Below are 22,820 nucleotides of genomic sequence, written 5' to 3' on the forward strand. Positions count from 1 at the left end.
AGAAGAGCTTGATCTCGTATTAAAAAAGCGAGAAGGCTTAAGAAATGTAGTCAATGCTTGTAATGCAGTAGTCGGTGAATCTAGGTCTACTCAATTATGATGTTAAGAAAGATTATGCTGCATTTGTTTGCTTACCGGAATCAAGTGATTTAATATAAGCTTGCGCTTTTTGTTTATCGAATTGACCTTCTGATTTAGAAATAACAACTGCCGCAAGCGAGTTACCTACTACGTTAACTGCTGTTCTCGCCATATCTAAAAGACGGTCAATACCTGCGATAAACGCTAATCCTTCTACCGGAATTCCAACTGTACCGAGCGTTGCCAACAATACAACAAACGACACTCCGGGAACCCCTGCAATTCCTTTAGATGTTACTACCAATACAAGTACTAATGAGATTTGGTCGCTAATCGATAAATTAATACCATACATTTGTGCAATAAAAATGGCCGCTAATGCTTGATATAACGTTGAACCATCTAAGTTGAAAGAATATCCTGTTGGGATAACGAACGATGTGATTCCTTTAGGGCATCCGAATTTCTCCATTTTATTCATAATTCGAGGTAAAACAGTCTCAGAACTAGCCGTTGAATAAGCAAGGATCAGTTCATCTTTTAATAACTTAATAAAATGAATAATGTTAATGCCTGCCCATCTTGCAACAAGTCCTAAAACAACTAACACAAAGAAAATCATCGTTGAATAAACAAGAATCGTTAACTTACTTAATGGGATCAGTGATTGGACACCGAATTTTGATACCGTTACACCAATTAATGCAAATACACCAAATGGAGCAAACTTCATGATTAGATTTGTCACATAGAACATTGCTTCAGCTGTTCCCTCGAAAAACTTTATGACCGGTTTTCCTTTTTCACCTATCGCTGCCACACCTAGTCCGAATAAAACAGAGAAGAAAATAATGGCTAACATGTTTCCTTCTGTCATTGCTGAAATGATATTTGGCGGAACGATATTGACGAAAGTTTCAGCAAAACCGTGGCTTTTCGTCATTTCAGTTGTTTCTATATAGCTTCCGATATCTGTTTTCTGTAATGATGACATATCAACGCCGCTACCGGGATGAAAGATATTTGCCGCTAGCAATCCAACAAGAATGGCAATAGTTGTAATGATTTCAAAATATAAAATCGTTTTACCACCGAGTTTACCAAGCTTTTTCATATTCCCAACGCCGGCAACACCGACAATTAAGCTTGAGACAACAATAGGAATAACAATCATTTTGATTAAACGAATAAAAATATCTCCAATCGGCTTTAGATATCCTTCAATATTTGGATTTCCATAAAAGGCAGCTCCAACTGCGATACCTAAAATGAGACCAATTACAATCTGCCAAGCTAACCCAAGTTTTAGTTTTTTCATCCCATACACCCCTTCAAGTTTACTAAGAATATGAATGTAAGCGATTCCACTCAAAATCATACCGAATCATACAAAAACCTACAAATAAAAAATAAAAAATAAATAATTTTCTCACAACTATTTCAATTTTCCAAAGGTTTGAGTAAAATGTTTAATGTTTGGAGGTGTGGAACTGAAGGAACGAATTTTAGCAGTTGTATTTTTGATGATTACCGTTCCGCTCGCTGGAGAGTTTAAATTCTATCCGTTCAATGATGCATTCCGTGTTAGCCTGGGGACACCGGCATTTTTCTTATTTTTGTTATTGGGAAAGGGCATTCACCCGAATATTGCAGGAATTTTGACTGGGACAAGTGTGTTTATATTTCGATTTTTTTTGGCGGTCCTAATCAGTGACATACCGGTTGATGAGGCATTTTACAGTCATTTTCCGGTACTCTTTTATTACGTCGTGTTCGCCTTCATCTTTCATTTTACAAAAATGAATGAGCAGCATAACAAGCCATTTATGATTGGATTACTAGGAATGGTCGTAGAAATTGGTGCAAGTTTAGTTGAAATGGTGATTCGATACTCGATAGCGGATAAAATCATTGCATTTCACTCAATCGAAAAGATTATCTTTATCGCGTTTATTCGAAGTTTTTTTGTACTTGGCTTTTTTAACATTTTTAAACTGAGAGAATCAAAATTGGCAGTGGAAGAGCAACGTAGACAAAACGAGCAAATGCTGTTGTTCATTTCGAATTTGTATGAAGAATCGGTACAGCTTAAGAAAACAATGCAAAATGCGGAAGAAATCACCCGCATAAGTTATGATTTTTATCGTAGGTTGAAATCGGAAGTTTCTCATGTCCATTTTTCCCAAACCGCACTGCAAATTGCAAGTCTCGTGCATGAAGTAAAAAAAGATAATCAGCGAATTTATGCTGGACTATCACAGTTGATTTCTACTGAAAATCTAGAGGACTACATGGGCATTGAGTTACTGAGTAACATTATCCTTGTTTCCAATAGACGGTATGCAGAGTTATTGAATAAACACATTTCGTTTTCTATGCACGTCGAAGGGGAACATCCGCCATATCATGTCTATAGGGTATTATCTTTGATAAATAACTTGATCGCAAATGCGGTGGAAGCCATTGAGCAAGAGGGACATGTATCGTTGTATGTCATTCGAAGAGACTGGATTGTAGAATTTCATGTCTGTGATAATGGACCAGGCATTGCACCGAAGTTGAAAGAAGTCATTTTTAAAGAGGGGTTTACATCTAAGTATGATGCTTCCGGCAATCCTTCTACAGGAATTGGACTTTCATATGTGAAACTAACCGTGGACAAGCTTGGCGGACATATTAAGCTAAAAGAAAGTCATAAAGAAACAGTATTTGTTATCGAGCTTCCAATTAATGCGATGATACAGAAAGGATAAATCAAATGAATTATTTTATAATAGACGATGATCCAGCTATTAGAGCGATGCTGATAGACTTGATTGAGGATGAGGATTTAGGCAAAGTGATGGGTGAAGCAGAAGACGGATCATTAGTAGACAATGACTTGCTTGCGCTCAAAAAAGTAGACGTAGTACTTATTGATTTACTGATGCCAAAGAGGGATGGAATTGAAACAATTCGTGTTCTTTCTTCTGAATTCAAGGGGAAATTCGTGATGATTTCGCAAGTAGAGGCAAAGGAGCTCATAGGGGAAGTATATAGTTTAGGAGCAGAATACTACATCACTAAGCCGTTAAACCGCATTGAAATCTCAGGAGTGTTAAAAAAGGTTAACGAACGGATGATTCTGGAAAAATCAATTCGAGGCATACAAGAATCGTTAACTTTATTAAAAGGTCATCAGTCGCCACCATTCGGCTCTTCTCATACAAAAAATATAATCGAAGCCGGCCGTTCATTGATTTCGGATTTAGGGATTATCGGAGAAAGCGGAAGTGAAGACTTGATGAATATTTTAGAATTCTTGCAATACCAAAAACAAAAGTTTGGATCCTTCTACATCTTTCCGTCTCTAAAAGACATATTTTATGGAAATGCCAAAAAAACGCTTGGAGAACAGGCTACCGAGGCGGAAATACAAAAAGAATCGAAAGCCTCCGAACAACGGGTTCGCAGAGCTATTTACCATGTGCTCATCCATATTGCCTCATTAGGATTAACAGATTACACGAATCCAAAATTCGAAGCGTATTCATCCACGTTTTTCGATTTCTCGGAAGTCCGAAAGAAAATGTTAGAGCTTGAAGGTAAAAGTGAAAAAAGCACTAATCAAAGCCGAATCAACATGAAAAAATTCATTCAATCGCTCTATATAGAATCAAAGCAGTTGGTGGATTAGGCAATAAATTTGTTTCTTCAAATTGTAGGGATTGGCATGATTTAGGAGGAGAAATTAGTGGAAAATGATCTGAATATAGTCGTTGTGCACAATTTCTGAATATTTATTTTTGTTGAAAAATGCTTTGTATAATTAAAAATCGTATGATAAGATAAAAATCGTTTAATTCTAACAATTAAATTTTTCTGGATTTAGTTGTCGGAATTTTCTATTTTTTACAAACAACTATGAAACTATTAAAAAATTAAAAAATTAAAATTGGAAAAGTAGCACAAGAATTTAGAGGAGGCTCATATGAATTTATTTCGAAAAAAATCAGTTTCAAGCAGTTCGCCTAGTTCACTTAAACAAGTTCTAGGGGCGTTTGATCTTACAATGTTAGGTATCGGTGCCATCATCGGTACAGGTATATTCGTTTTAACTGGTGTAGCAGCTGCTGATTACGCTGGTCCAGCACTTATTCTTTCATTTATTATTGCAGGTTTAGCTTGTACATTCGCTGCACTTTGTTACTCTGAATTTGCCTCTATGATTCCAGAAGCTGGTAGTGCTTACACTTATAGTTATGTTGCTTTTGGTGAAGTCATTGCTTGGATATTAGGGTGGGATATGGTACTAGAATATGGACTTGCATCTTCAGCAGTAGCAAGTGGATGGTCTGGATATTTCCAAAGTTTATTACACGGTTTTGGAGTAAACCTTCCAACAGCTTTAACAAGTGCATTTGATCCATCTAAACATACGTTCATTGATTTACCGGCAGTAATCATTGTTTTACTAGTAACGTTCATTCTTACTAGAGGTGTTAAAGAATCAGCAAAACTTAACACGATCATGGTAATTGTAAAATTAGCAGTAGTAGCACTTTTCATCGTGGTCGGTGTTTGGTACGTTCAACCGCATAACTGGACTCCATTTATGCCAATGGGATTCCATGGGGTAACAGCTGGTGCTGCAGTAGTAGTATTTGCTTACTTTGGATTTGATGCAGTATCAACTGCAGCTGAGGAAGTTAAAAACCCTCAACGTAACTTACCAATCGGTATTATCACAGCATTAACAATTTGTACAATCTTATATATTGTCGTTTCATTAATTCTTACTGGTATCGTTCCGTTTGATCAATTAGGTGTTAAAGACCCTGTTGCATTTGCACTAGCATTTATTCACCAAGATTGGGCAGCTGGTTTCATTTCACTTGGCGCAATCATCGGTATTACAACTGTATTAATCGTAATGATGTTTGGACAAACTCGTCTATTCTATGCAATTAGTAAAGACGGTTTATTACCAGGTAAATTATCAAAAGTTAATAAGAAAACTTCAGTTCCTGTAACAAGCACTTGGGTAACTGGCGGACTAGTTGCTTTATTCGCAGGCTTAATTCCATTAAATAAATTAGCTGAATTAACAAATATCGGTACTCTATTCGCTTTCTCCGCTGTATCTCTTGGTGTTCTAGTATTAAGAAAAACTCGTCCAGACTTAAAGCGTGGATTCAAAACTCCTTGGGTACCTGTAGTTCCAGTATTAGCTGTTGTATTCTGTGTATATTTAATGCTACAACTTTCATCGTTTACTTGGAAGGGATTCGTAGTTTGGTTAGTAATCGGTTTAGTAATTTACGCTACTTACGGTTATAAAAACAGTAAATTAAATCAGAGTAACAGTACTGAAGCACCAAAAATAAAAATGTATAAATAAAAATTGGGCTATCCCTTAAGTTAGGAGAACTGACTTATGGGAAGCCCTTTTAAATACTAAAAATCACCTATTACTAAGTGGATTGAACATACTTCCTATGCAAGTTCTTTCCATCATAACAAAATAAAAATGATTTCCCTTCAAGTTAGGAAAGATCCTTTTTTTGATGGAGTATTAATGATTTTCTTTAAACAAGCTACTGCTTCAATAATAAAAGCAGCTATAAAAAAACAACGCAAAGCAAGCTTTTGAATATACACAAATTACATTTGGTTATAATGGTCTAGGTGAAAAATCAGACACTTTTCGTCATGCAATCTGGGATGCGCTAATGTGTAGATAGTTTATTTAAATGGGAAAAAAGTGAAATAATAATGATAAATAAAAAAGCAAGATTATTTATTACACCTATTAAAAAACTTTTTGTAAGCAGTTATTGAAACTGCTTACTTTTTTTATTTACAAAAATGATTATAAAACTTTCATAAACTATGAAAATAGTTTTTATCCAAATATGATAGAAAGGTAACAAGAGATTAAAACATAGAACATCATGCAAAAAAAATGGAACCGCTTTCTAGGATTATTTGAACAATAGGTAAACTAATGGATTCATTTGAGATGATAAAACTATTATAGGAGGGTTAAATATGCAAATTCCAATTAAGAAAACGCTTGATAAAATTCCAGGTGGTCTGATGGTTGTTCCACTATTTTTAGGAGTATTAACGAATACCTTTTTCCCGCAATTTTTACAAATTGGAAGTTTTACAACGGCATTATTTAGTAAAGAAGCATCGTCTACAATTTTGGCGTGTTTTATGTTTTTAATTGGTTCACAAATTAATTTCAAATTAGCACCAAAGGCATTAAAAAAAGGTGCAATATTATTAACAGGAAAATTTATAGTGGGTGCAGGTATCGGTATAACTGTAGCAATGCTTTTTGGGCCTGCCGGAATTTTAGGATTATCACCATTAGCGATCCTAGCAGCGTTATTAAATGCTAATGGTGGATTATATGCATCTCTTGCTTCATCATATGGTGACGAAACCGATGTAGGTGCATATGCTTTATTCTCTTTAAAAGATGGTCCATTTTTTACATTAGTTGCATTAGGTGCATCTGGCCTAGCCACAATTCCTTTTCAAACACTGATAGGAGTATTAATTCCAATCGTAATAGGAATGATTTTAGGAAATATTGATTCTGATATGAGAAAATTCCTTGGAAGCAGTAAATTATTATTAATCCCATTCTTCTCATTCCCATTAGGTGCGGGAATGAATTTTTCAACTATTATAAAAGCGGGAGGTCCTGGCATATTACTAGGATTAATAGCTGCATTCACTGGAATTGGAGCTTACGTACTATTAAAGTTATTTAAAGAAAATCCGATCGTTGGTTTAGCAACAGGGTCAACTGCAGGGAATGCTGTAGCTACACCAGCTGTTGTTGCAGCTGCAGATCCAACCTTAGCTGCAATAGCACCAGGCGCTACTGCGCAAGTTGCAGCAGCATGTGTAATATCTGCAATAGTCTGCCCAATTATTGTTAATTATGTATTTAAAATGTCCGAAAAGAAAAAAGCAAATAAATCAATTGCAAGAGCATCATGACAATAAAGTAAAAATCTACTGTAATCTTGGCCATCATGCTGCTGAAGCTATAATGCCAATTTGAAAATGAAACTAAAACAAAGCAGTCAGCTTTTACTTTCTGCTTTTTTTAGTTACAAAAAAAGGTTTTTAGTTAAAAAAATAGTGGGATAAGGAAAATTTTATTAACATGGTTTCGGTATTGTCTAAAATAGCTAATTTAAGATAGAAGGAAGGAAACACCATGAATGTACTTGAGAGTGTACCTGAGAATGTTATTATAACTACAACAAAAGGAAAAGAAGTTCTATCCAATCCTTTTTTGAATAAAGGAACAGCTTTTACGAAAGAGGAAAGGGAAGACCTTGGACTTGAAGGTTTGTTACCGCCTCAAGTAATAACCCTTGATGAACAAGTTAGTAGGGTCTATGAACAATATTCGATGCGGACGACCAATCTGTTCAAAAACGGGCTGCTTTATGATTTATATAACCGTAATGTTGTCTTGTTTTACCGTCTTTTGAAAGAACACCTGGCAGAAATGCTCCCAATCATCTATACTCCAACTGTCGGCGATGCAATCCAGTCATACTCCCATAGATACCGTCGCTCAGATGGCTTATATCTTTCCATTGATAATCCTGAGGGTATTGAAAAGGCATTTTATAATCTTGGAAAAGCCAAAAATGGTATTGATTTAATCGTCGTGACTGACTCTGAAAGCATTCTTGGTATTGGGGACCAAGGGATAGGCGGTATTAATATTGCGATTGGTAAACTTGCCGTGTACACTGCTGCAGCTGGCATTGATCCAAACCGTGTTCTACCAATCGTGTTGGATGTTGGTACGAACAATCAGGCTTTGATTGCAGATCCTATGTATATCGGGAACAAATTCCCACGTGTCCGAGGTGATCGTTATGATCAATTCATTGATTTATTCGTTCAGACTGCAAGAAAGTTCTTTCCAGAGGTTCTCATTCACTGGGAGGATCTTGGCAACGTCAATGCGCGAAAAATTTTGGACAAATATGGTGACAAAATCCTTACATTCAACGATGACATCCAGGGGACAGGTGCCGTTACTCTTGCTGCTATTATGTCTGCTTTGAAAGTAACAGGAGAATCCATGAAGGACCAGCGCATTGTTGTCTTTGGACCAGGGGCAGCCGGCATTGGTAACGCAGATCAAATGGCAGATGCTATGGTTCTAGAAGGATCGACTAGAGAAGAAGCCTTTAATCGTTTCTGGGCAGTAGACTATCGGGGTCTACTAACAGATGAAACACCAGATGTTCTGCACTTCCAGAAGCCTTATGCAAGAAAAGTGGATGAAGTTAAGGAATGGGATAAGAATGAGGAAGGGATCATTTCATTATTGGAAGTAGTTCAAAGGGTGAAACCAACAATCCTGATTGGTACTTCAGGACAAGCCGGCGCGTTCACTGAAGAAATTATTAAAGAAATGGCTAAGCACGTTGAGCGTCCTATCATCTTGCCTATGTCCAACCCGACTGCATTGACTGAAGCAGTGCCGGAAAATCTGATTAAGTGGACCGATGGTAAGGCTCTAATTGCAACCGGTAGCCCGTTTGCCAATGTAGAATACAAAGGTGTTTCCTATGAAATTGGACAGTCAAATAACGCATTTGTATTCCCAGGCCTAGGCTTGGGGGCGATTGTTGCAAAAGCTGAAGTAATCTCAAAAGGAATGTTTGCAGCTGCCGCTTATGCAGTTGCAAGTATGTCTGACTCCAGTAAACCTGGAGCATCCCTGCTGCCATCCATTGAAAAGCTACATGAAGTCTCAAAATACGTAGCCGTTGAAGTAGCCTATGCTGCCATACACGAAGGAATTGCGAGAGCTGATATTCAAAATGTTGAAAGTGCGATTGACGAAGCTATGTGGAAAGCTGAGTATAAAGAAATTAAGAGTGTAGCTATAGAAGTATAGAAGTCAAGGGGAAAGCTATTAACAGTTATTCCCTAATAATAAAACAGAGCCTAAATATTAGATAAAAAATAAAGATGGAGCGATAGTTTTACATTGACTCCATCTTTATTTCTTTACCATACCTTGATTAACCTAATCGTGGCGGGGGAAATTTCACTAATAAGTTGATTTAATATAGAGACTGCAAAGCTCTTCCATAGAGCTTCGCGGTCTCTTAGTATGTAATGGATAAACCTTATTCATACTATCATTAAGCAGATAACCTGGAGGAGATTATGAAAAAAGGTAGATTTAGTTTACAAGCTATCATCATTATTTTTGTATGCCTTGTTGTCGCTTTGTCACTAGGTATAACCGATTTGCTAATCAGTAAGAGAATTACCTCCAGTGTGGAAGAGACACAGAAAGAAAAGGTACTCAATATTGCAAGGATCGTTTCTCTTAACCCGCAAGTAATTGGGTCTCTTGAGGGGAAAACAAATTCGACAGAAATAGAAGTTTTTGCTAATCAAATAAAAGATTTAACACATGTTAACTTTATTGTCGTCATGGATATGAAAGGAATCCGGCTTTCCCATCCGGATCCAAGTGAAGTTGGAAAGAGATTCAGAGGAGGAGATGAAGGACCGGTCCTTCGAGGGAAAGAGTATGTATCTATCTCCAAAGGGATTCTCGGCCCATCCATGCGGGCATTTGCACCAATAATGAATTCAAATGGAAAACAAATCGGCGCTGTTGCGGTAGGGATTTCTTTGGAAAACGTAACGAAGGCTGTACATAAAGGTCGGATGGGGATGATGATCGGGACAATAATCGGAATATTAATCGGGATAACCGGTGCGGTGGGCTTGGCCAGGTTTATCAAAAAAATCCTATTGGGCCTCGAGCCGTTCGCTATTGCTAAGCTGCTTGAAGAGCGGAGTTCCATGCTCCAGTCGGTGCGTGAGGGAATTATAGCCATTGACCAAGAAGGAAAAATTACCCTTGTAAACAGGGCTGCCCAAAAGCTTTTTAATAAAGCCGGCCTAGAAGGGAATCCAAAAGGACTTAAAATAGAAGATTATTTGCCAGAGACCCGCTTAACCCGTATTTTGCAGTCTGGAGAAACAGAGGTTGATCAGGAACAGGATCTCCATGGAGTTACTATTTTGGTAAACAGGGTACCGGTAGTGGTGGGGAATCAACCGGTTGGAGCAATCGCTACATTCCGTGATAAAACGGAAGTTCAGTTATTGGCCGAACAGCTCACAGGTGTGCGCAATTATGCTGATGCCCTCCGTGCTCATGCCCATGAATTCATGAATAAGATGCATGTTATTCTTGGCCTTGTCCGTACAGAACAATACGATACACTTGCGAACTATGTGAGTGAAACAGTTAACCACCGGGAAATGGAAATGGGTTTTGTAACCAAGAATGTCCAGGATCCGGTTCTAGCAGGATTTTTGATTGGCAAGCTAAGCTTTGCAAGAGAGTCAGGTGCATCACTATCATTTGATTGTTCTAATAAGATTCCCCAGCCTGTGAACCCGGGAATCACCCAAGAACTCATAACGATTATTGGAAACCTTGTCGATAATGCAATGGAAGCGATAGCGAACAGTGCTGTCAAAAAAGTTGACTTAATGCTTGATTACGCTGAGGATATTTTAACAATCGAGGTTAAGGATACAGGTATGGGAATGACAAAAGCAATACAAAATAAAATATTCGATAAAGGCTTCTCCACAAAAGGAGATAACCGCGGGGTCGGACTCTATCTTTTAGCTCAGGGGATTGAAAGACTAGAAGGGGACCTAATCATTTCTTCTAAGCCTGGAAAGGGAACGAATTTTGCGGTGTACATACCTTATAAAGCAGAGGATGAAAAGGCATGATCAATGTTATGATTGTTGAAGATGACCCTATGGTGGCGGAAATCAATAAACGATACCTTTCTAAGATTGGTGGTTTCCGTTTGACTACAGTAGCCAATTCAGTTGATGATGCTATCCACTTACTTGGAAAGGAAGAGATACAGCTTATACTTCTGGATATTTTTATGCCAGGCAAACAGGGTTTAGAGCTATTGGCGTACCTCCGGAAAAATGAATTTGAAGTTGATGTAATTATTATTTCGGCAGCATCAGATCTAGAGCGAATCAAAAAGGCATTAAGGTACGGTGTTGTCGATTATTTAATAAAGCCTTTTGAATTTGAAAGGTTCAATGCTGCTCTTGTCAGCTATCAGCAAAAGACCCGGTTTACCGATAAACTGAAAGCAGTCAGCCAACAAGAGCTCGATAATTTTCTTTTACATAGGGATGAAACTGCAATAGTTGAAGACCTCCCAAAAGGATTGACTAAGGATACTTTAAAGCAAGTATGGGAAGCTGTTCAGGAATTGAAAGAGGTACCGTTTTCCACCGAAGAAGTGGCAAATGTTGTTGGCATTTCAAGGGTTTCAGCGAGAAAATATCTGAACTTTTTAAAGGATTTAGGAATCCTTAATGTAAAGGTTATATATGGGACCATCGGAAGACCTGTTTACCAGCATGAATATAACCAAATTAACGAGTACTTAATAAAAAACTTTTTGTAAGTGTTTATACCGAAATTAAGTGTAGAAGCCGGTGGTTCTCCCTTATTTATAATTTGCTTAAGTACAGCAAATAGATTAAATATTAAATAGAAAATGGTAGCGTGGGTGCTTATGCCTGCGCTACCATTTTACGGATTAACCAAAGTAAAGGTCAGATGAACTTTACTTCTAATTAAAAAAAGCGCTGATTAAATCAGCGCTAAAATTCATACGTTTTGTTTACTCAGATTTCGCTGAGCTGCCATATAGCTTCCAATTATATTCTGATAACCTGGAAGATTACTAGCAAGTAAATTACCAAAACCTTCTACATCGTTGCGCCAATCGCGTTGTAATTCGCACGCTACACTAAACCAGTTCAAAAGTTGCACGCCACTATGTGCCATTCGCGTATTGGCCGCATCTGCAACTTGTTTGCTAAAAGTGCCTGAAGCATCAGTTACAGCAAATACTTCATAACCAGCTTTTATAGCGGAAAGTGCTGGGAAAGCAACGCAAACATCCGTAACTACGCCAGCGATAATAAGTTGTTTTTTTCCAGTTTCTTCGATTGCTTTTACAAAATCATCATTATCCCATGCATTAATTTGTCCAGGACGTGCTATTTTTGGCGCGTTAGGAAAAAGATCAACTAATTCTTGCATAAGTGGTCCATTAGGCCCGTTTTCAAAGCTTGTTGTTAAAATAACAGGTAAATCAAAAAACTTAGCGGTGTGAGCAAGAGCCAAAACATTGTTCTTGAATTCATCAACACCATAATCACGAACTAGTCCAGCCATAAGACCAGTCTGATGATCCACTAAAAGAACGACAGCATCATCTTTATTAATACGAGAATAGAGATCAGACATTATGTATTCCTCCTAAAAATTAAGTAATCGAAGAAAGTTTAAAACTGGAATATTATCATAAATTTCTTCGTTTGTTACAATCAGTTTCTCAAAAATCAGAAAAAAGTTAGACTGATTTTTAAAATATTTGGTCCTTCTATTAATCTAAAACAGGAGTTTTATCTATCCAATTGATAAATTGTTGTAAATAACGATGAAGATATCGTTTTGTTCGATCGTCTGTAAGTATTTTATGATCGGAATCAATCTTTTCATGTACTTGGGAAATCAGCATTTTTTGAAATGGAAGAACATGAGCTTGCATTGTTTCTAGTATTTCTCTGATTTGTATTTGAGCATAGACAGTACCTAATCCTCCAGGAGTTGCACCAATTAATCCAACCGGTTTTCTACTTAGAACAGCGGATTCCCGAGGTCTTGATGCCCAGTCCAATGCATTCTTTAATACGCCTGGAATGCCAGAATTGTACTCTGGACTTACGATAATGATACCGTCAACGTCCTGGATAGCAGATTTAAATGATGTAACTGCTTCCGGAATATTTGTTTCTAAGTCTTCATTGAATAAAGGTAGATCATTAATCTCGATCCAACGAAATTGATGGGAATCAGCCATCTCTGTTAATGATTGAGCAATGATTCGATTATAAGAGTTTTTACGTAAACTACCACAAATAAGACCAATTGTCTTAGTCATACATACCCTCCTTTGTTAAAATCATCCTAATTTTACCATAATATTACAAAATTAAAAAAGTGGCTTTATACCTAATCTTCAGACTATTTGAATTGTAATCTAATCTATTAATGATTTGATATTTTTGGAATAATTTTACAATTTTAGTAGTTACGAATATAATAATCTTAAACATTTACTAAAAAAATAGTTTAAATGTTTTAGAGTAAAGAGTTTTTTTGATCAGAAAAGCAAGAATATAGGTTTAATAATGAAAATTCATGGGAGGAAATTTAGATGGCAAAATTTACTGTAGGTAATGAAAATCATGCTCCAATTGAACTTTATTATGAGGACCATGGTTCAGGGAAACCCGTCGTCTTAATACATGGTTGGCCCTTAAGTGGACGTTCTTGGGAATATCAGGTGCCAGCTCTTATTGAAGCAGGTTACAGAGTGATAACATATGATCGTCGAGGCTTTGGAAAATCATCTCAGCCGTGGGAGGGATATGAATATGATATATTTGCTTCTGATTTACATAAACTGTTAGAACATTTAGATCTTCAAAATGTCACACTTGTTGGTTTTTCTATGGGTGGAGGCGAGGTAGCTCGATACATTAGTACGTATGGAACAGATCGTATTGAAAAGGCTGTTTTTGCTGGTGCAGTTCCACCTTATTTATACAAATCAGAGGATCATCCTGAAGGTGCATTAGATGATGCAACAATTGAAGAATTCAAAAGTGGCGTGATTAATGACCGCATTGCATTTCTTGACAAATTTACGAAGGGATTTTTTGCGGCGGGTAATCAAACAGATTTAGTTAGTGAGCCATTCCGATTATATAATCGAGATATTGCAGCTAGTGCCTCACCTAAGGGAACGCTCGATTGCATAACGGCCTTTAGTAAGACAGATTTTAGAAAGGACTTGGAAAAGTTCGATATACCTACTCTTATTATTCACGGTGACTCTGATGCAACTGTACCTTTTGAGTTAAGTGGAAAACGTACATATGAGTCCATTCCTGGTAGTAAGCTGGCTTTAATAAAGGGTGCTCCGCATGGATTAAACGCAACTCATCCAAAAGAATTTAATGAAGCGTTGCTAACATTTTTAAAAGACTAATTAATATAGTTTTTATATACTCGAAAACAAGCAGGTCCTCGATTATTAAGGACCTGTTTATTTTCGTATAAATAAATATTAATTATTAAATCATTTATTTATTTCATGTTACTCTATCTAAAACATTACTTGAAAGAGAAAAAGCTATTATGTTTTTTTAATATAAAGATTTAGTATCTTAGTTAGCAACTTGTACTTCATCAAATAGTTATTAAAATTTTTATGAATAATAAATTTACATATTTATTTTACGAATATGCTTATCTAGGATTACTTTCTTATTAAAGTAATTTACAGCAACAACCCCAAAGACAATAAGAAAACTACCAATTATATGATAATAATGGAATGACTCTTTGAGATACAGAATACCAACTAAAATTGTAATAAGTGTAGATAGATTTTGAAATACACTTATCTGAAAAGTCGGTAATTTTGATAAAGCATAATTTGAAAGAAAGGATGTACCTAAAGAAGAAAAAATCCCTAAATATAATATAGCAATTATAAAATCATTATGTTTAAGAGGCTGGATATATTGTTGAATTGTTCCATTCCTTAAATGCAAAAATAGAGTAATTCCGTTAAATACAATAAACCCAATAAGAGTAATGAAATATGTGATCGTAAATAATGAATATTGTTGAAGGAGTTTTTTTGTTAAAACATTATATATTGAGTTTGCTAGCGCTGATAATAAGATTAAGATACTACCTACGATACTAGTATTAATGTTCTTAACTCCATTCATATACATAATATACATGACCCCAAGAACAGAAATGAATATCGCAATTTTTTGTACAATTGTTGATGATTCATTTAATAGTAAGCTAGCTAGTAGCAAAGTAAATATTGGAACTGTAGCCTGTATAACACCTGCTTCAGAGGAGGTTGTATGCATAAGTCCAAAAATTTGCAATGAGAAAAATAGTACTGGATAAAATGTGGCAAGAAATGAAATTTTAATTAAATCACCTCTATTAATCCTAATACTTTCTTTTCTACAGATTAAAATGATTGTGGCAGCAAGCCAGGCAATTGTAAAACGATGTGCTAAGGTATCAAGTGGTGATGCTATTGTTAACGTTTGTTTTACAAAAAGAAATGATAACCCAATGATTAATGAACAAATAGTAATCGCTAAATAAGCTTTTCTTTTATCCGTCATAATGTTTTCCCCCTATTAATCAGAACTGTTAATGCTAATATTATGTAAAAAAGTAATTCTTATCGAGGTAAATAATTTGTATCTGTATCGGTACAGGAGGATTCAACCATAAGGTCGAAAGGAGCAGGTTTAAAAAGCCTGCTCCTTGCTATTAATGAAAAGTAATTATTTTATCTAAATCAAAACGATGATGTTCATAACCATCTGAGTCTGGGCGCCCAAATGGTACCATAGCAGCAAAAGCTACATGCCCGGGAAGGCCTAACAGTTCTTTAACTTTCGCTTGATCAAAGCCTAACATTGGCACGCTTGAATAACCAAGACCTTGAATTGCTAGTAAAAGAAAACCAAGTGCAATATTTGCCTGTGTTAGACCCCATGCTATTTGTTCTCCTTTACTCATCTTTTCAAAAACAGATGAAAGATTAGCTATTTCAATTTGTTTTCGATCTTCAGAAATACCAGGATGGATTGTTTCCGATAAACGACTAATCGAATTCTCCATATCAACTGAAATAATTACAACTGCTGGAGCAGAGGTTACTTGTCTCTGACCATAAGCTGCTTCTTGAAGTTTTTCCTTTAGTTGAATATCCTTGATAATATGAAAATGCCATGGTTGAATATTCCATGCACTAGGTGTCAATCTAACAAGTTTGAATATTTCTTGGATTTCTTCGTCTTGGATTGTTTCTTGAATAAATTTTCGAATACTACGACGTGATTCGATTGAATCTTTCAATGAAAGAGTTTGCTTTGTTTTTTGTTCTGGCAAAATACATCTCTCCCTATACTAAATTTTGAACCGGCCGATACTTATATTTTATGTGCATTTTAAAATGTAACATTTAAAAATTAGACATCTGTACCGATACAGGAAAAATACAAGATCCTTTAAAGGAGTTATAAAATGCTCAAATATGAATATGTATATCAATCTTTACTTACTCAAATTCAATCTGGAGAGTTAAAAGCGGGATCAAAGATTCCATCAATACGAAATTTAGCGAAACAATTTTCTTGTAGTAATAGTAGTATCCTTACTGCACTTGAGAAATTAGAAAATCAACACCTTATTTATGCAAGACCTAAAAGTGGCTTTTATGTAGTTGAGCATAAGATATTTAAACAGCCATTTAAAACGAGTAAAATTGATTTTGCGACTTCAGCTCCTAATTGGCATTCGTTTCCGTATCAAGATTTCCAACATTGTTTAAATAAAGCAATTGATACGTTTCAAGCTGACTTATTTCAATACGGTACCGATAAGGGCTTACCGTCTTTAATAAATGAGGTTGAAAAATTATTAAAATCATATCAAGTATTTGCTCAAAAAAAACAAATATTTATTACTTCAGGCGTTCAGCAAGCTCTTTTTTTACTGAGTACTATGCCTTTTTCAAACAATAAAACTAAGATTTTAGTAGAGCAGCCAAGCTATCATTTATACATTGACTTAGTAAAACTATATAAATTACCTGTAATAGGGATAAAGCGAACAATAGAGGGGATTAATCTACAAGAACTCGAACAAATTTTCCGTGAGGGTGATATTAAATTTTTTTATACTATGCCAAGATTTCAAAACCCATTAGGAACTTCCTATAATAAAAAAGAAAAATTAGAAATCTTAAAATTAGCTTATAAATATAATATTTATATAGTAGAGGATGATTATTTAGCAGATTTTGAATATATGAATAAAAATGATCCTCTGTTTGCAAATGATGTACATGGACGTGTTATTTACTTGAAAAGTTTTTCGAAAATTATGTTCCCAGGTTTACGTATTGGTATAGCAGTTTTACCTGATTCGTTAATAGAAACTTTTCAGCAATTTAAAACAGTAATCGATATCGATAGTTCAATGATTTCACAAGTAGCTATAGAGCTGTATTTAAAAAGTGGTATGTTTGAACACTATCAAAAACAAGTCAGAGATAAATATCTAACTCGTGCTCAAATACTTCAAACGTCTTTAAAAACTCATCTAATAAATTTCAAGTACGCAACCGACCTCGTAATGCACAGTCATATTGTATTACCCAAACAAGTTGATATGACTGCATTAATTAAACAATTAAATGAACAAAATATTCAGGTGAAATCTATTAAGCAAAACTATTTAGATAACTATTTTCAAGAAAAATTATTAAAAATCAACGTTTCCAATTGTGAACCTACAGATATTGAAAATGGAATAAGACAAATAGCTAATTCATTAAATAACACTAACAATTACTTTGTATGAACAATGATACGTATCGGTAAAGTAACCTATTAAATTACCAAAAGCACCAATTAGTAGACTGTACCCCTTATAGTAGATGATATAAAAATAGTCCAGAGAATCTAAATGATTCGATGGACTATTCAATATTTTATAAACATGAGGAATTGTGTGATGGTTAAGTAGAATATATAATTATGTTTTTTAACTTATATAGTATTGTAATTCAGTTATTACATATTGTTAGTTGAGTCCAAAAAAACTTCATGAACAATCAATGTCATGGTTTTATCTTTACTGGATTCACTTTAGGATTATTAATCATGTGTTTTACACATTTTTTGTGAAGTATTAAGAAAGAAAAGATAGAATGTATCTATCTCTTTTATAGTTCTTTTAATGATGATGATGGTGATGAGAAGAGGGCTCATTCTTTAATTGACAAAGGATTGAATTATCGTGTTTATGAGCAGCTGTTTCTAATTGAATTGTGACATGCATAATGCCTTTATGTTCAAGGTCATGTTCAATTTTACGTAAAATAATTTCGCTCTCTTCAATTGTTAATTGGTCATCCACCACAGCGTGACAAGAAAGGGCATTTAGACCACTTGTAATCGTCCAAAGGTGTAAATCATGTACACTTTCGATCCCATCTGTATTTTCTATTAGTTGAATCACTTCGTTTAGATTGACTTCTTTTGGAGTTCCTTCCATCAACACATGAATAGAAGCTTTTGTGACAAAATAGCCACTTCTCAATACTAATGCGGCAACAATCACACTCGCCAATGGATCTGCCCAGCCCCACCCAAAGAAAATCATTAGTAGTGCAGCAATAATCGCACCAACTGAACCAAGCATATCACTTAAGACATGTAAATAAGCACCGCGCATATTGATATTTTCTTCGGTGTCTGCACCACGCATCATAATCCAAGCCACTAGTATATTCACTAATAAACCAATTAGACTGATTATTAGCATATCAGTTGAAGCTATTTCAGGTGGATTTGTGAAACGCTTGATCGACTCGAAAAAAATATAGAGTGCAATCAAAATTAACGTGACGCCATTTAATACTGCAGCAAGAATTTCGAATCGTTTATAACCAAATGTATTACTTTTGCTTGCGGCTTTTTCACCTAATTTAAATGCGACTAACGCGATTGCTAGTGAGATTGAATCACTTAACATATGACCAGCATCCGATAATAGTGCAAGACTATTTGTTATATAACCGCCAATTGCTTCAATAATCATATAGCCTGTAATAATGAAAAATGAAATTAGTAATACTTTTTTATTTGTATTGTGGGTATGAGTATGTTCATGATTATGTCCTACTTTCATTCCCCCTATTTATTAAAATGTTAGGTATGTGTAGCATGCTCAATTGCCTGTTTTAATAAATTCATAATGTGGTTATCGTCATGTGAATAGAAGAGAGTAGTACCTTCACGTCTAAATTTGACTAATCGTAAATTTTTTAAAAATCGCAATTGATGTGAAACGGTTGATTGACCCAAATCTAAAATATCTGCAATTTCATTAACGGAATGTTCTTTCGTACATAATAAATTTAAGATCCGTATTCGAGTTGGGTCACTTAAAGCTTTAAATGTTTGAGATACTACAAACAATGTTTCTTGATCTAAATGTTGTTTGTTTTCAAGGTTTTGTTCGCATGGTTGAATATTATCATTCGTCAATGAGAGTTTCCTCCAGTTATCTATAATAATAAATACATGTGTATATGAACATGTATTCATATATATATAATATTATTATTATTATTATATGAGCATTTATTCATATAAGTCAATCGTTTTTCTATGTCTATTTTTCTGATCACTACAAAATCTTATACCTAGAAGTATGATTTTTTACACATAAGGTAATATTTTCATTTTCATTATTACTCACTTTTAGTTGGTAAAACAAAACTCAAATTTTTTTGTTAACAACTTGATAATTACACTACTTAGTGATACTATGTAATAGTACTAAGTAATACTGAGTATCTGTAATACTAAAAAGTTTGAAAATGTTTATAAAATTTTTTTATAAAATGGTTCACATTTTCTCTACTCAGTAATACAATATACTATTACTAAGTAAGACTGAATATCAGTCACGCTAGATAGCTGAAAAGAGTTCATGTAAAAATTATTATATGAAATCCTTGATTCATTGACTATTTTAGATATTTTTTTTAACTGGTACTAAGTGACACTGAATATCTGTATTACTAATTAGCTTGAAAAACGGTTTTATCTATTCAATTTAGACCGAAACCTAATTTAACCAACGAATAGAGGAGGTGTAAGTCATGGAAAATTTAACAGAAATGCTCAAAGGTTCGTTAGAAGGTTGTGTACTGGAAATCATTAGTCGAGGTGATACTTACGGCTATGAGATTACTCGTCTGCTTAATGATTTAGGTTTTACAGAGGTTGTCGAAGGTACAGTCTACACGATTCTGATCAGGCTCGAAAAGAAGGAATTAGTAAATATTGAAAAAAAACGTTCTGAAATGGGCCCACCTCGGAAGTTTTATTCATTAACCGAAGCTGGGCATGAGGAATTACAGCAATTTTGGAAAAAATGGGATTTTGTTTCATCAAAAATAAATAGCTTAAAAGGGGAGAAGTAATATGAAGAAATTTATAGAGCTAATCATTGGCGATTTAGAAAGCAAGAAGGAATACAAAGCATTTATGAAAAAAGTAAATGCCCTTCCTAAAGATTACGCATTTGTGTTCAAAAAGATCCAAAAATACATGTGGAATTTCGGATATGGATTTGGGGAAGAAATTATCAATTTGTATGAACTGTTTGAAGCAAGTTCAGCAGAAGGCAAGCATGTGCTAGATGTTACGGGTGAAGACGTGGCTGCATTTGCTGACGAATTGATGGCTCTTTCAAAACTAGATGGAGAATCGGCAGGACTAATAGGAAGCCAAGTAGATTTGAAAAATGACATTGAGCGTAGAGTAGAACAGCAAGTAAAAATATGGACGAATAAAAAATAAATTAGGGGGCTAAAGATCATGATAAATTTTATCAAAAAGTTACTTGATGACAAAAAGGAATACAAAGAAATGATGGCGCGTGTGGAAGCTTTGCCTGGAAACTACTCAGAAGCCTACAAAACAATCTGCAACTATATGTGGAGTTACGCCTCAGGAAGTGGCATGGATATGCTGAGAATCCAATATGATCTCATTGATTTGTTTGAAGCTGGTGCGGCAGATGGCAAAGACGTATTGGAAGTGACAGGTGAAGACTTAACAGCATTTGCTAATGGACTTACCGATCAAGCGAAAAGATGGGATGATAAATTACGCAATAATTTGAACAAAAGCATTCTAGATCGTGTGGGTAAGAAAAAATAAGCTTGATATATACAAAAATAGTTGAAGGCGCAAGGACGCAGTGAAACGCGCCTTCAACTTTAAATATGGGAGGGAAATGATTATGAGTAATACAGCAATTTCAGTGAAAGGGCTAAAAAAATCCTTCAAAGAAATTGAGGTTCTCAAAGGTGTAGATTTTGAAGTGAAAAAAGGCACTGTCTTCGCTTTACTTGGTTCAAATGGTGCTGGTAAAACAACTATTATTAAAATTTTGACTACATTATTACAAGCAGATAAGGGGGAAATTGAAGTTTGTAATGCCAACATTCAAACAAACCCACAACAAGTACGTGAAAAAATTAGTCTAACGGGACAAAACGTTGCAGTAGATGATATTTTGACAGGACGTGAAAATCTCGATCTAGTAGCAAAACTTCGCCACTTGCCTAATCGGAAAGAAGCAGTGGAAGAAAGTCTACGACGTTTTGATTTAGTTGAAGCTGGTAATCGTGCTCTTGCTACTTATTCAGGCGGTATGAAACGACGCTTGGATTTAGCAATGACAGTACTTGGGTCACCTGAACTTGTTTTTCTTGATGAGCCTTCTGTTGGACTTGACCCTGAAGCACGTTTAGCTTTGTGGGAAGTGATTCGTGATATGGCGAAAGCTGGCATTACCGTTTTTCTCACTACCCAGTATTTAGAAGAAGCCGAACAACTAGCTGACAATATTGCGATTTTACATGAAGGAAAGATTCTAGTACAAGGAACATTGGATGAATTAAAAGCAATTCTTCCACCTAAAAAAGTGGAATACGTGGAAAAACAGCCGAACCTTGAAGAAATCTTCCTCGCTGTTACCGGAAAGAAAGGAGAATAGTAATGAGTGGAAACCATTTTTTCAGCGATACCATTACAATGAGTAGTCGGGTGATGAAGCATTCACTTAGAAGTATTGACACAATTATCACAACAATTCTCATGCCGATTATGCTTATGCTTGCTTTTGTCTATATTTTCGGTAGTGCCATGACAATGGATAAAGTAGATTATGTGAATTTTATTGTTCCAGGTGTGTTGCTAATGTGTATTGGGATGGGTATTTCTTATACAGCAGTTCGAGTGAATACAGACATGACTAGAGGCATCTTTGATCGATTCCATTCCATGCCAATCGCCAAATCATCGATATTGGGAGGGCATGTCATCTCAACATTATTATTAAACTTATTATCAGTTGCTGCAGTGATTCTTATTTCTTTTATCATGGGATTCCGTCCTCACGCTGATTTTGTGGAGTGGCTATTAGCAGCTGGTATGATCCTGCTTACCGTATTTTCTTTCACTTGGATTGCAGTAGCATGTGGACTAATGTCAAAATCGTATGAAGGTGCGAGCGTGTTCTCTTATCTACTAATGGGCTTAATGTTTGTAAGTTCTGCCTTTGTACCAACAAATAATATGGGTAGCAAGCTTCGAGCTTTTGCCGAAAATCAGCCAATGACACCAATTGCCGAAAGTGTGCGTTCCCTTTTAGCTGGGCAGTCGGACTATGGTGCCATTTTAACAGCAGTTTTATGGCTAGTGGGAATTGGGATTTTATTTTATGTGATTTCGATGAAGGTTTATAAAAAACGAATGAAATAAAATGACGAAGTACAGGGTGGGGAGGAATTCTTTCACTCTGTACTTTTTCCGGGTTTACATTGTATTTATGAAATAAAAAAAGAGAAACCTTAGTTTCTCTAAAGAAATACTTATTACAATATTTTATAAAAGTCTTTTATTATCGACTTTTTCATCTT

21 protein-coding genes and 1 pseudogene are annotated in these 22,820 nt (G+C 35.3%); 15 read left to right on the plus strand and 7 right to left on the minus strand.

The window, feature by feature from the left end; translation table 11 throughout:
* Positions 1-112: 112 nt before the first annotated feature.
* Positions 113-1,399, minus strand: a complete 1,287-nt coding sequence (locus tag V5E38_RS03155; RefSeq protein ID WP_499212167.1) for a cation:dicarboxylase symporter family transporter — start codon at positions 1,397-1,399, stop codon at positions 113-115.
* A 166-nt stretch (positions 1,400-1,565) separates the two neighbouring features.
* On the opposite strand from V5E38_RS03155, the gene V5E38_RS03160 reads away from it, so the two are divergent.
* The 8 genes and pseudogenes from V5E38_RS03160 (at position 1,566) to V5E38_RS03195 (ending at position 11,594) form a co-directional block, all read left to right on the plus strand.
* Positions 1,566-2,834 carry an ATP-binding protein gene (locus tag V5E38_RS03160; protein WP_499212168.1) on the plus strand — a complete coding sequence of 423 codons (1,269 nt, stop codon included), beginning with the start codon at positions 1,566-1,568 and terminating at the stop codon, positions 2,832-2,834.
* Between the two features lie 5 nt (positions 2,835-2,839).
* Entirely contained in the window at positions 2,840-3,757 is a 918-nt protein-coding gene (locus V5E38_RS03165) for a response regulator (protein ID WP_499212169.1), read from the plus strand.
* Between the two features lie 294 nt (positions 3,758-4,051).
* Entirely contained in the window at positions 4,052-5,461 is a 1,410-nt protein-coding gene (gene bcaP / locus V5E38_RS03170) for an amino acid permease (RefSeq protein ID WP_499212170.1), read from the plus strand.
* A gap of 244 nt (positions 5,462-5,705) precedes the next feature.
* Positions 5,706-5,804, plus strand: a pseudogene (locus V5E38_RS03175) (hypothetical protein); the annotation flags it as partial.
* A gap of 307 nt (positions 5,805-6,111) precedes the next feature.
* The gene (locus V5E38_RS03180; protein WP_335479094.1) at positions 6,112-7,080 is read left to right on the plus strand and encodes a 2-keto-3-deoxygluconate permease; all 969 of its coding nucleotides are present in this window, start codon (positions 6,112-6,114) and stop codon (positions 7,078-7,080) included.
* A 223-nt stretch (positions 7,081-7,303) separates the two neighbouring features.
* Positions 7,304-9,013 carry an NAD-dependent malic enzyme gene (locus V5E38_RS03185; RefSeq protein WP_499212171.1) on the plus strand — a complete coding sequence of 570 codons (1,710 nt, stop codon included), beginning with the start codon at positions 7,304-7,306 and terminating at the stop codon, positions 9,011-9,013.
* A 275-nt stretch (positions 9,014-9,288) separates the two neighbouring features.
* Positions 9,289-10,890 carry a sensor histidine kinase gene (gene dcuS / locus V5E38_RS03190; RefSeq protein WP_499212172.1) on the plus strand — a complete coding sequence of 534 codons (1,602 nt, stop codon included), beginning with the start codon at positions 9,289-9,291 and terminating at the stop codon, positions 10,888-10,890.
* The gene (locus V5E38_RS03195) at positions 10,887-11,594 is read left to right on the plus strand and encodes a response regulator (RefSeq protein ID WP_499212173.1); all 708 of its coding nucleotides are present in this window, start codon (positions 10,887-10,889) and stop codon (positions 11,592-11,594) included. Before dcuS ends, V5E38_RS03195 begins: the two co-directional genes overlap by 4 nt.
* A 206-nt stretch (positions 11,595-11,800) precedes the next feature.
* Here the strand turns inward: V5E38_RS03195 and ycaC are convergent, their stop codons facing one another.
* Together ycaC and V5E38_RS03205 are read right to left on the minus strand one after the other, a co-directional pair.
* A complete protein-coding gene (ycaC, locus tag V5E38_RS03200) occupies positions 11,801-12,445 on the minus strand; it encodes an isochorismate family cysteine hydrolase YcaC (protein WP_097976051.1) in 645 nt (214 codons plus the stop codon).
* Positions 12,446-12,584: 139 nt separating this feature from the next.
* On the minus strand, positions 12,585-13,142 hold the full coding sequence (locus V5E38_RS03205) for an NADPH-dependent FMN reductase (protein ID WP_499212174.1): 558 nt from the start codon (positions 13,140-13,142) through the stop codon (positions 12,585-12,587).
* A 276-nt stretch (positions 13,143-13,418) separates the two neighbouring features.
* Between V5E38_RS03205 and V5E38_RS03210 the strand changes: the two genes are divergently transcribed.
* Complete coding sequence (locus tag V5E38_RS03210) at positions 13,419-14,255, plus strand: alpha/beta fold hydrolase (protein WP_499212175.1); 837 nt, start codon at positions 13,419-13,421, stop codon at positions 14,253-14,255.
* Between the two features lie 235 nt (positions 14,256-14,490).
* On the opposite strand, the gene V5E38_RS03215 is transcribed toward V5E38_RS03210, so the two are convergent.
* A complete protein-coding gene (locus V5E38_RS03215) occupies positions 14,491-15,426 on the minus strand; it encodes a DMT family transporter (RefSeq protein WP_499212176.1) in 936 nt (311 codons plus the stop codon).
* Positions 15,427-15,577: 151 nt separating this feature from the next.
* A complete protein-coding gene (locus tag V5E38_RS03220) occupies positions 15,578-16,201 on the minus strand; it encodes a nitroreductase family protein (protein ID WP_499212177.1) in 624 nt (207 codons plus the stop codon).
* Positions 16,202-16,336: 135 nt separating this feature from the next.
* Here V5E38_RS03220 and V5E38_RS03225 point away from each other — a divergent pair, with 135 nt between their 5' ends.
* Positions 16,337-17,677 carry an aminotransferase-like domain-containing protein gene (locus V5E38_RS03225; RefSeq protein WP_499212178.1) on the plus strand — a complete coding sequence of 447 codons (1,341 nt, stop codon included), beginning with the start codon at positions 16,337-16,339 and terminating at the stop codon, positions 17,675-17,677.
* A 375-nt stretch (positions 17,678-18,052) separates the two neighbouring features.
* Here V5E38_RS03225 and V5E38_RS03230 read toward each other — a convergent pair whose 3' ends face one another.
* The gene (locus tag V5E38_RS03230) at positions 18,053-19,009 is read right to left on the minus strand and encodes a cation diffusion facilitator family transporter (RefSeq protein ID WP_499212179.1); all 957 of its coding nucleotides are present in this window, start codon (positions 19,007-19,009) and stop codon (positions 18,053-18,055) included.
* Positions 19,010-19,029: 20 nt separating this feature from the next.
* The gene (locus tag V5E38_RS03235) at positions 19,030-19,368 is read right to left on the minus strand and encodes an ArsR/SmtB family transcription factor (protein ID WP_499212180.1); all 339 of its coding nucleotides are present in this window, start codon (positions 19,366-19,368) and stop codon (positions 19,030-19,032) included.
* A gap of 620 nt (positions 19,369-19,988) precedes the next feature.
* Here V5E38_RS03235 and V5E38_RS03240 point away from each other — a divergent pair.
* From V5E38_RS03240 to V5E38_RS03260, 5 genes are all read left to right on the plus strand, one after another.
* Positions 19,989-20,312 carry a PadR family transcriptional regulator gene (locus tag V5E38_RS03240; protein WP_098231526.1) on the plus strand — a complete coding sequence of 108 codons (324 nt, stop codon included), beginning with the start codon at positions 19,989-19,991 and terminating at the stop codon, positions 20,310-20,312.
* Between the two features lies 1 nt (position 20,313).
* Positions 20,314-20,691, plus strand: coding sequence for a DUF1048 domain-containing protein (locus V5E38_RS03245; protein ID WP_499212181.1), 378 nt, complete (start codon positions 20,314-20,316; stop codon positions 20,689-20,691).
* 18 nt (positions 20,692-20,709) lie between these two features.
* Positions 20,710-21,054, plus strand: a complete 345-nt coding sequence (locus tag V5E38_RS03250) for a DUF1048 domain-containing protein (protein WP_499212182.1) — start codon at positions 20,710-20,712, stop codon at positions 21,052-21,054.
* Positions 21,055-21,136: 82 nt separating this feature from the next.
* A complete protein-coding gene (locus V5E38_RS03255; RefSeq protein ID WP_499212183.1) occupies positions 21,137-21,895 on the plus strand; it encodes an ABC transporter ATP-binding protein in 759 nt (252 codons plus the stop codon).
* A gap of 2 nt (positions 21,896-21,897) precedes the next feature.
* Positions 21,898-22,662: an ABC transporter permease gene (locus tag V5E38_RS03260; protein ID WP_499212184.1), complete on the plus strand. Its 765-nt coding sequence runs from the start codon at positions 21,898-21,900 to the stop codon at positions 22,660-22,662.
* The last annotated feature ends 158 nt before the right edge of the window (positions 22,663-22,820 follow it).

The sequence above is a fragment of the Rossellomorea sp. GAMAL-10_SWC genome, from assembly GCF_049568075.1.
In the GTDB taxonomy this organism is placed as follows: Bacteria; Bacillota; Bacilli; order Bacillales; family Bacillaceae_G; genus Gottfriedia.

Excerpts from the sequence above, each read along its gene's own strand:
- V5E38_RS03155 (WP_499212167.1), bottom strand. The coding sequence starts at position 1,399 with ATGAAAAAACTAAAACTTGGGTTAGCTTGGCAGATTGTAATTGGTCTC.
- V5E38_RS03165 (WP_499212169.1), top strand. The coding sequence starts at position 2,840 with ATGAATTATTTTATAATAGACGATGATCCAGCTATTAGAGCGATGCTG.
- bcaP (WP_499212170.1), top strand. The coding sequence starts at position 4,052 with ATGAATTTATTTCGAAAAAAATCAGTTTCAAGCAGTTCGCCTAGTTCA.
- V5E38_RS03180 (WP_335479094.1), top strand. The coding sequence starts at position 6,112 with ATGCAAATTCCAATTAAGAAAACGCTTGATAAAATTCCAGGTGGTCTG.
- V5E38_RS03185 (WP_499212171.1), top strand. The coding sequence starts at position 7,304 with ATGAATGTACTTGAGAGTGTACCTGAGAATGTTATTATAACTACAACA.
- dcuS (WP_499212172.1), top strand. The coding sequence starts at position 9,289 with ATGAAAAAAGGTAGATTTAGTTTACAAGCTATCATCATTATTTTTGTA.
- V5E38_RS03195 (WP_499212173.1), top strand. The coding sequence starts at position 10,887 with ATGATCAATGTTATGATTGTTGAAGATGACCCTATGGTGGCGGAAATC.
- ycaC (WP_097976051.1), bottom strand. The coding sequence starts at position 12,445 with ATGTCTGATCTCTATTCTCGTATTAATAAAGATGATGCTGTCGTTCTT.
- V5E38_RS03205 (WP_499212174.1), bottom strand. The coding sequence starts at position 13,142 with ATGACTAAGACAATTGGTCTTATTTGTGGTAGTTTACGTAAAAACTCT.
- V5E38_RS03210 (WP_499212175.1), top strand. The coding sequence starts at position 13,419 with ATGGCAAAATTTACTGTAGGTAATGAAAATCATGCTCCAATTGAACTT.
- V5E38_RS03215 (WP_499212176.1), bottom strand. The coding sequence starts at position 15,426 with ATGACGGATAAAAGAAAAGCTTATTTAGCGATTACTATTTGTTCATTA.
- V5E38_RS03225 (WP_499212178.1), top strand. The coding sequence starts at position 16,337 with ATGCTCAAATATGAATATGTATATCAATCTTTACTTACTCAAATTCAA.
- V5E38_RS03230 (WP_499212179.1), bottom strand. The coding sequence starts at position 19,009 with ATGAAAGTAGGACATAATCATGAACATACTCATACCCACAATACAAAT.
- V5E38_RS03240 (WP_098231526.1), top strand. The coding sequence starts at position 19,989 with ATGGAAAATTTAACAGAAATGCTCAAAGGTTCGTTAGAAGGTTGTGTA.
- V5E38_RS03245 (WP_499212181.1), top strand. The coding sequence starts at position 20,314 with ATGAAGAAATTTATAGAGCTAATCATTGGCGATTTAGAAAGCAAGAAG.
- V5E38_RS03250 (WP_499212182.1), top strand. The coding sequence starts at position 20,710 with ATGATAAATTTTATCAAAAAGTTACTTGATGACAAAAAGGAATACAAA.
- V5E38_RS03255 (WP_499212183.1), top strand. The coding sequence starts at position 21,137 with ATGAGTAATACAGCAATTTCAGTGAAAGGGCTAAAAAAATCCTTCAAA.
- V5E38_RS03260 (WP_499212184.1), top strand. The coding sequence starts at position 21,898 with ATGAGTGGAAACCATTTTTTCAGCGATACCATTACAATGAGTAGTCGG.